The sequence below is a fragment of the Pseudanabaena sp. SR411 genome (assembly GCF_002251945.1).
Taxonomy (GTDB): domain Bacteria; phylum Cyanobacteriota; class Cyanobacteriia; order Pseudanabaenales; family Pseudanabaenaceae; genus Pseudanabaena.
The window spans coordinates 1-7274 of sequence record NZ_NDHW01000033.1; the positions used below are offsets into that span (position 1 = coordinate 1).

The window sequence follows — 7274 nt, forward strand, 5'->3', positions numbered from 1 at the left end:
TCTTTAACTGTGGCTTTGATTTCATCGCTGAAAATCACTCTCTTAGTCCTATATAAATTGAAAACAAGAATTTTATATCCCTATTTCTATAATCTTTGGTATCTTATTTCTTCGCAAGCCCCTTATCGTGATCAGGGGCTAAAGACTAATTGCTATGTCAATACCAGAGCCAGTTTTAGTTGTTTATGGTAAACCGCCAAAAGCGATCGCTACTACAGACCTACGCCAATCAAGGGTTGATGAGTTTTTAGCATCAAGGTCTTTGCAGCCGAAGAGTCGTAAGGCTTATCAAGCGGACTTGCGGACATTTATGGATTGGTGCGATCTAGCTTGGGTGGATGTGAGTCGGCGTAAAGTGACACAATTTAAAACTTTTTTACTGATAGAGCGTGAGTTGGCGTTGAGTTCAGTGAATCGAGTGCTGCGAACTCTGAAATCATTTTATCGATGGATGTTGCTTTCAGAATATGTAACGGCTGATCCGACAATTGGCATTCAGCAGGAGAGATTGCCAGATCCAGTGGTTAAGGATTTGGAAGATGAAGAGGTGTTGAGGATTTATGAGGCGATCTCCTTGAGCAAAATGATGTTGCGCGATCGGGCCTTGTTTTCGGTATTGTTGCATGGGTTGAGGGCGGAGGAGGTTTGTCGTCTGAATGTTGAGGATTATGTGAATGGGGAATTGGTGATTAAGGAGGCAAAATGGGATAGTAAGGGCGAAGTACCTTTGACGAAGTTGGGTATTCAGGATTTGGATGCTTATTTGGATTGGCGGAGGGAGCAAGAAGGGGAGTTATCGAATGAAAGTCCTTTGTTTGTATCTTGTTCTAATCGTAGTCAGGGCAAGCGGTTGACCTATTGGGGGATTCGACATGTGATGGACGATCTGGCGGAGAAGACGGGGATTGATTTGCATTCGCATCGGGGTAGGCATACGTTTGCGACGAATTTGATTGTGAAGTATGAGTTAGATCCATCTTTGGCGATGGAGTTGACAAGACATCGAGATGTCAGAAGTTTTAGGCGTTATACCAATCGTAAGAATAAGATTGCGGCAAAACGGGCTTTTCTAAAGGCATCGGAAAAGCTGGAATAGGTGAGTTGAGTAGCATTGGCACGAAAAAGTAGGTTAATGGTTTCTGATCGATCAAAAAAGTGTTTAGGGTAGCTATAGGATACGCCCGAAAACCTGCAAGATAGCCCTCAAAGGCTCATTCTTTCGTAAGCTTTTAGCACGAAAACAGCGAAAATTTAATATTTTAAAATCGTCTCATAGTATAGATTTCAGTATCATCTTGCAGGTTTTTGCATTTATCCTGTATCTACCCCTTATAGAGCCTATCACTTTAGTTAAAATGTAAAAATGTTCATGCACCTTTCTCAAATCAATCGCTGAAAGTATTGCTATATATTGCTTTTAAGCTTGTCATGATACAGTTTTACACGAATCGTTGCTATACCCGTAGAAGTGTCTCTGAGAAATGGTTTCAGGCTTAGCGCACGATTTTCTCCTAATTCCCCGTTTGCCCCCTATATGACTGTTTGGGTTAGCGAAAATTCAAACTCCTCATTAATGAAATACGAGGAATCAGGGTTCTTAGATTTTTAGCTTATTGCGTAGAAAATGGAAAAGCAAACCTGCAATGAATAGCCTTATCAATGTTTTCTTAAGTCCCTAAGCATCTAACTCAGGGGTATTTGCCGATAGCTGTAAGACACTTGCTTCATAGCGATCGCGTAATTCTGGAGACAATTCATCTGGGGATAGAATAGTTTCTCTGATCATGGGTGGAGCATTCTGGGCTGAGACAACCCCCACTTTTTCTTTGCCCCGACGAACTTGATTGATCGCCGCCTGAAAATCAGATTGAAAAACTTGCCATTGATCTCCGGAACGGACAACCGCCTGACTTGCTGCTAACTTGACAACATTAAGAATATCCCCTCCGGACAAGCCCTCTGATTGGGTTGCTAGCCATTTAGCACTGACATCTTGAGAGCGGGGGACTTGATCAGGCAATAGGTAGTCCCATAGCCTAAATCGACAAGCTTCATCAGGTAGTTCAAATTCAATATGTGCTAGAATCCTCCGAACGAAAGCACCATCATAGTTTTCGGGCAAGTTGGATGCAAAGATGACAACCCCATCAAAGTCATCCAGTTGCAGCAACATCACAGAGCGACTTATGTTCACACCATGATCAGCACTCTGAGTCACATTGGTCAGTCGCTTGCCTAAAATCGAATCGGCTTCGTCAAAAAATAGAACTGCATCTGCTTCCTGTGCTTTTTTAAAGGCAGCCGTGATGTTCTTAGGGGTTTCACCGACGTATTTTGACTCAATTTCAGAGTAGTTAACGGTGATGATCGATTTCCCTAAATGATGTGCGATCGCTTCAGCACAAAAGGTTTTTCCCGTGCCAGGCGGACCAAAAAAGTTGATGGCAGTGCGACGTCCTTGCGGATCAATTTTCTTTAAGTTCCAAGTGTTATATAGCGTATCGTGATGCAGAATTCGATTCAAAGTTGTCTGAATCTGATCAAGAATCGACTCCGAGACAATCAAATCTGCTAAGCATCGTTGCGGTTGCTTGGGCAAAAACGTCTCTAGTTGTTGCATTTCAGGTGCTTCCAATTTAGGAATCGCCTTTTCCTGAGATGGTTTTTTGGAATCGTCTATCTTTTTCCAATTTACTGGCATTGTCTTTTTCCTTATTTAACTTGTTGTAAAATGCTTTTCCGAGCGTATCCACGGTTTTCTAACAGCGCATAAACATCGGGATCACTTTTTTTGAGCGTATCCAAGGACACCACTTCTTCTGAAATTTTCTGCTCTCCCGTTTGTCGAGTTATGGCGAAAACTTTGCAAGAAAACTGATTAATTGACCCAGCGATACGATCACAAACCAATAAAACTTCCATTAAAGCAGACTTTTCTAAGTTATGATTTCGCAACCAAGCAGCAACTTTTTCGCGCAATTGATGGCGAAATCGCCAGGCAATATACGTCCCACCTGCAAGAACTGCCGCACCAATCGCAAGTTTAATAAGGTCTTGACTCACAAGATGTCTCCTTCATGTAGATAAACGGTTAGGAAATAAACTCCAGATTCGACGGACTGTTTGGTTGCCAGTTTGCAAAAACTCTTTACGCACCATAGCAGGTAACTCATCCCAGTCTGTCTCAATTGCGGTCGAGAAAATCGTATCATCTGTATAAAGTAGATCAAGCTTAATTTGAACCCTTGATGAAGATTGGCGCTCAAATGTTAGGCTCACTGAGCGCACTAACTGCGCAATTTGGTCTGATAATGGAGAGTTAGCTGGATTCTGGAGAGCATCTCGTACCATTTGGGAAGGTTGATCAAGTTTTCTACCTAGGGCATCCACTAGCCTTTGATTCACCCAAGTGTCAATTACTGATTGAGCTTTAGTATCCCCTTGATCAGCAATGTAATTTAACCCCAAGACGATCATAGCTAGTCCAGCGACAGCCAGCAATATCTTAGCTCCTGTCCATATCGAGGACTCAATTTTCATATTAACCTCTCCACATTGTTATGAAATTACCAACCCTAGTTCGTCATATCCAGGGTCTCGATTTGCTGATCACGGATTGCTGTAACATCAATCGTCATAGATTGCCGTTCATTTTTCATCCAAGCATTTCTAACATCGTCGGGTAAATCATCCCAATCTACTTCTTCTACTGATTCAACCTTCTTAACGGTCGGAGATTGCGATGTTAGTGTTTCAATTACAAAAGAAGTAATTCGCTTAGTCCACGTACTTGTAGTCTGCCGATCAAATTGAATTGTAGTCTTTAGTAGATATTGTCGAAGCATTTCCCACGCTTTCTTTACTACCCGTCGGAACGGAACAATAACCTTCTCATCTACCCAAGCAAAGGCATTCTTCACGGTGGACAAAATTGATGGTAGATTCTTTTCAATCCAAGGGAAAAGGCTGTCTTGTGCCCAATCGATAATTTTATGCCAGAGGGCAATTATCGCAGTAACTGCAGCTATTGTCAAAGCAAGAGCTGCTCGGAGTACATCTGTATACAACAACATATAAATTCTCACAGGTAGCTAGTGGGCAAGAGTCTGAATTTCCTTATCACGGACTTCAATAAAATCTACTTTGTGTGATTTCTGAGCAGAATTCCACCAAGCAGCGCGAATTTCTGGAGGTAAATGATCCCAATCCACCTCTTCTTCTATTTCGCGTTTAATAAGTTTCAGTTGTCCAGATTCCAAAACCCTAAGCAATGTGGTCGTGAAACGTCTAGTCCAAGATCTAGAAGAAGACTGCTCAAATTCAATCAATGCCTCTATCAAAAATCGGCGGAGCTCACTCCAAGATTCTTTAATAGAGTCATACGTTGCAAGTGTGATTGTTCCAAGAACAAAAAACGCATCTCTAACAGATGCTGCAACCAAAGCTCCTAAATCAGTCTGAATCCAGGTCAATAAGCTAGCAGAAACCAAAGTGACGATGTCAACCCAAAATGCAAAGGCTACCTCAACAACAATATTCAGTATAGATGCTACGATTTCAGCCACCAATTCTTCCATGTATCACTCCTGAAGTGGGTAAATTTGGTAAGAAACTTTATGCTTGCCTTCTCGAAGAAAGCTATCTCGAATGTCAGCAGTCAAGGTTTCCCAAGGGGTTTCTTCCTCAATCCGTTTCACTCTAGGTTTATCAGAATGATCCTTGATTGAAAAAATTTCAGTTTCGCGCTTGCAACTGCTGGCGTTGCTAAGACGCTCGTAATGTACTTTAATCATTAAAATATGTTCTTTAGCAGCAACTAACACTCGCTCAACTTGTTCAGGTCGCGTTGATTTTCCTACGCTCTGAGTAATACGTATATCTGATTCTCCACATAACGAACAAACTGCTAAAAAGCATGTCTCAATGGGGTTGTTATGATGATCGATTTCTTGATTTACAAATCTTGCAACCATCCATAAAACTTGGCGAGTTTGGTTCAGATCATGATCTACTTCTAAACTCGAAAACACTGACAGTAATGAATCAAAATTAAGTTTAAATTGATCAATAAGGCTAATGTCTAGCCTATTTGATCTAAGCATTTGTCTGAGATCTTGGATGATCCTTTCGAGTCGCTCTAAAGTTTCATCTAGTTGCTTATTCATTACTTACTGCTCTTTCAGGTAATATTAGCCACTCGAATTTTTCTCAATCTCCACGTTTCATGGATTGCCACAGTTAGCAATTTCAAGATTCCAAAATTTTACCATATAATAATTACCATATAATAATTTACGGCTTTGTTGCATGATCAAATCCTTACACATTTGGGAGTTGAGGCTATGCATCTTCATAAAAATACGTTTTTCTGGATTCCAATCGCTGAAACCCTTGTAGAGACTGGCTTATTTGTGCAACAACGCTATATTTTACCCACACTTTGGGTGATTAGGATATTAAGTGCAAAACGCGACGTGCAACTAAGAATTAGGAATCAACCAAAGCTTCAAACTGTAAAGGATGAAGGGAGTGACGATTGAGCCAAAAACAAAGAGTGTGAGCAAGAATTTTCCGATTAAGCCGACTAGAAAGATGCCAAATACCCCTAGTCCAAACCTTATCAAGATGAAAACGCCCAACTAACTGACAAATGACAGTTTCAATCAAACGCCGCACCTTGACAATCAAACGCACCCACCAACGAGGACGAGAATCATACATATTCGAGCGCAGAGCCGTTTGTAAATCAACAGCAAAGGTCTGTAATTCTTGCTTAAGAGGTTGACTAAGATAGCCTTTGTCACCAATCAGGAAACCATGAATACTCGAGACTAAATCCCAGAGAGTTTCTCGTTCATCGCCATTAGCAGGAGTAAGTGCAAACTGCGTAATTACACCGCTACCACTAATGAGAACATGCCCATGAAAGCCATAGTAATGCATGTCCTTGGCTGCACAGTAACGATAGTCTGCAATATTTTCAAAGCTACGACAACGGGATGAACGACAGAGGTAACACAGAGGTATTGGCACTCCATCAATCAGATGCACGTCATCGTCTAAAGCCCCCAACTCAGAAACAAGTTTTTCTTGTAGCATCGCTTTGTACTGCCACAGATTGGCGGCTTGCCGGACGAAGGTGGTGCGACTTTTTAATGCGGGAAACCATCCTCTCCAATGATTGCGAAAATATTGCCAGATCCCTATGTCGGTTTCTATTCCTCGATACTCAGAAACGATTTCCATCGTTATCACTTCACTATCGCTTAAGGCTGGCTCAAACCCTTTGGCTCTAGCTTTCTGGCTTACAGTTATTTCTTTGAGCAGTTCATCGATCTTACAAAATACCGCAATGATAAAATATTCCATAGAAAACATAATTCTCACCGCTAATCGCATTAGCCCTATTTTCTAACACTCTCGGCTGTGAGTTTTTTTTGCACTTTCTTAGTTGCACATCGCGTTGCAAAATGAAATAATATAAATCATATGTAAAGATTCGTGAGCATTAGGTGAAAGCAGTAGACTGTTTACGAGGGATAAGCCACTCAAAGTATTTCTGAGTAAGCTTTTCATATGCTTTTCTAATCAATCATCATAAATCCTTGCTGGATAAGTCTCGTAGCAATTTATCACTGCTTTAGCAACTAGTATTTAGATTAAGATTAGGAAATAATGTGAGTTACCAGACTTCTCTACACCACTAAGCTGATTGCTCAAAAGATTAGGGCATACTAGAGAAAATATGATTTACATCCTTGAATGCTTCGTCCTATGCCAACCACAGAAGAAATACTCTCAATTTTAGAAATTGTAGAAAATGCTCTTAAGCAGACTGAGGGAGATAGCTCTGTATTGGAATGTTGGCGACAAACAGAAGACGGGCAAAACATTATTGTCCAAATTGGGAAATACAACACCATTATAGGTGAAGGTAAAAACATCACAATTGGAGACCAATGGGATCGGTCGGTACTTGAGGAAATTCGGGAGAAACTACTCTCTCAGCTTCCTGCAACTCTGAATATCAATTGGCAGGAAGTAAGCCATCGGAGGTTGTTAGAAGAAGGATTTCAACTCACATCAAACCCGATGACCAAGGGAGAGAATATTACCTATCATGTTGAGCAAGTGTTTGTTCCACTAGGATTAGTGGAACGGAAGAAGATCCCGCGCCGAAAACTGGATGTTTTGCCAGAGAGAGGCTCAGAACTCTATGACGAGAGCAGAAATGAAGGGTCTAATGCTGGCAAGATAGAGGAAATAGAGGTTAC

General features: G+C 41.2%; 8 protein-coding genes and 1 pseudogene. 2 read left to right on the forward strand and 7 right to left on the reverse strand.

The window, feature by feature from the left end; all coding sequences use genetic code 11:
* Positions 1 to 154: 154 nt before the first annotated feature.
* On the forward strand, positions 155 to 1096 hold the full coding sequence (locus tag B9G53_RS01150; protein ID WP_094528492.1) for a tyrosine-type recombinase/integrase: 942 nt from the start codon (positions 155 to 157) through the stop codon (positions 1094 to 1096).
* Between the two features lie 579 nt (positions 1097 to 1675).
* On the opposite strand, the gene B9G53_RS01155 is transcribed toward B9G53_RS01150, so the two are convergent.
* The 7 genes from B9G53_RS01155 to B9G53_RS01185 form a co-directional block, all read right to left on the reverse strand.
* Positions 1676 to 2701 carry an ATP-binding protein gene (locus B9G53_RS01155; RefSeq protein ID WP_217901484.1) on the reverse strand — a complete coding sequence of 342 codons (1026 nt, stop codon included), beginning with the start codon at positions 2699 to 2701 and terminating at the stop codon, positions 1676 to 1678.
* 11 nt (positions 2702 to 2712) lie between these two features.
* The gene (locus B9G53_RS01160) at positions 2713 to 3063 is read right to left on the reverse strand and encodes a hypothetical protein (RefSeq protein ID WP_094528493.1); all 351 of its coding nucleotides are present in this window, start codon (positions 3061 to 3063) and stop codon (positions 2713 to 2715) included.
* A 12-nt stretch (positions 3064 to 3075) separates the two neighbouring features.
* Positions 3076 to 3540 carry a hypothetical protein gene (locus tag B9G53_RS01165; RefSeq protein ID WP_094528494.1) on the reverse strand — a complete coding sequence of 155 codons (465 nt, stop codon included), beginning with the start codon at positions 3538 to 3540 and terminating at the stop codon, positions 3076 to 3078.
* 35 nt (positions 3541 to 3575) lie between these two features.
* On the reverse strand, positions 3576 to 4073 hold the full coding sequence (locus B9G53_RS01170) for a hypothetical protein (RefSeq protein ID WP_094528495.1): 498 nt from the start codon (positions 4071 to 4073) through the stop codon (positions 3576 to 3578).
* A gap of 18 nt (positions 4074 to 4091) precedes the next feature.
* On the reverse strand, positions 4092 to 4577 hold the full coding sequence (locus B9G53_RS01175) for a hypothetical protein (RefSeq protein WP_094528496.1): 486 nt from the start codon (positions 4575 to 4577) through the stop codon (positions 4092 to 4094).
* 3 nt (positions 4578 to 4580) lie between these two features.
* Positions 4581 to 5165 carry a hypothetical protein gene (locus tag B9G53_RS01180; RefSeq protein WP_094528497.1) on the reverse strand — a complete coding sequence of 195 codons (585 nt, stop codon included), beginning with the start codon at positions 5163 to 5165 and terminating at the stop codon, positions 4581 to 4583.
* A gap of 322 nt (positions 5166 to 5487) precedes the next feature.
* On the reverse strand, positions 5488 to 6378 hold the full coding sequence (locus B9G53_RS01185; RefSeq protein WP_094528498.1) for an IS982 family transposase: 891 nt from the start codon (positions 6376 to 6378) through the stop codon (positions 5488 to 5490).
* A 396-nt stretch (positions 6379 to 6774) separates the two neighbouring features.
* On the opposite strand from B9G53_RS01185, the pseudogene B9G53_RS01190 reads away from it, so the two are divergent.
* Positions 6775 to 7274, forward strand: a pseudogene (locus B9G53_RS01190) (hypothetical protein); the annotation flags it as partial.

Bases quoted from the DNA above. Each gene is read 5' to 3' on its own strand.
- B9G53_RS01150 (WP_094528492.1), top strand. From the start codon at position 155: ATGTCAATACCAGAGCCAGTTTTAGTTGTTTATGGTAAACCGCCAAAA.
- B9G53_RS01155 (WP_217901484.1), bottom strand. From the start codon at position 2,701: ATGCCAGTAAATTGGAAAAAGATAGACGATTCCAAAAAACCATCTCAG.
- B9G53_RS01165 (WP_094528494.1), bottom strand. From the start codon at position 3,540: ATGAAAATTGAGTCCTCGATATGGACAGGAGCTAAGATATTGCTGGCT.
- B9G53_RS01170 (WP_094528495.1), bottom strand. From the start codon at position 4,073: ATGTTGTTGTATACAGATGTACTCCGAGCAGCTCTTGCTTTGACAATA.
- B9G53_RS01175 (WP_094528496.1), bottom strand. From the start codon at position 4,577: ATGGAAGAATTGGTGGCTGAAATCGTAGCATCTATACTGAATATTGTT.
- B9G53_RS01180 (WP_094528497.1), bottom strand. From the start codon at position 5,165: ATGAATAAGCAACTAGATGAAACTTTAGAGCGACTCGAAAGGATCATC.
- B9G53_RS01185 (WP_094528498.1), bottom strand. From the start codon at position 6,378: ATGTTTTCTATGGAATATTTTATCATTGCGGTATTTTGTAAGATCGAT.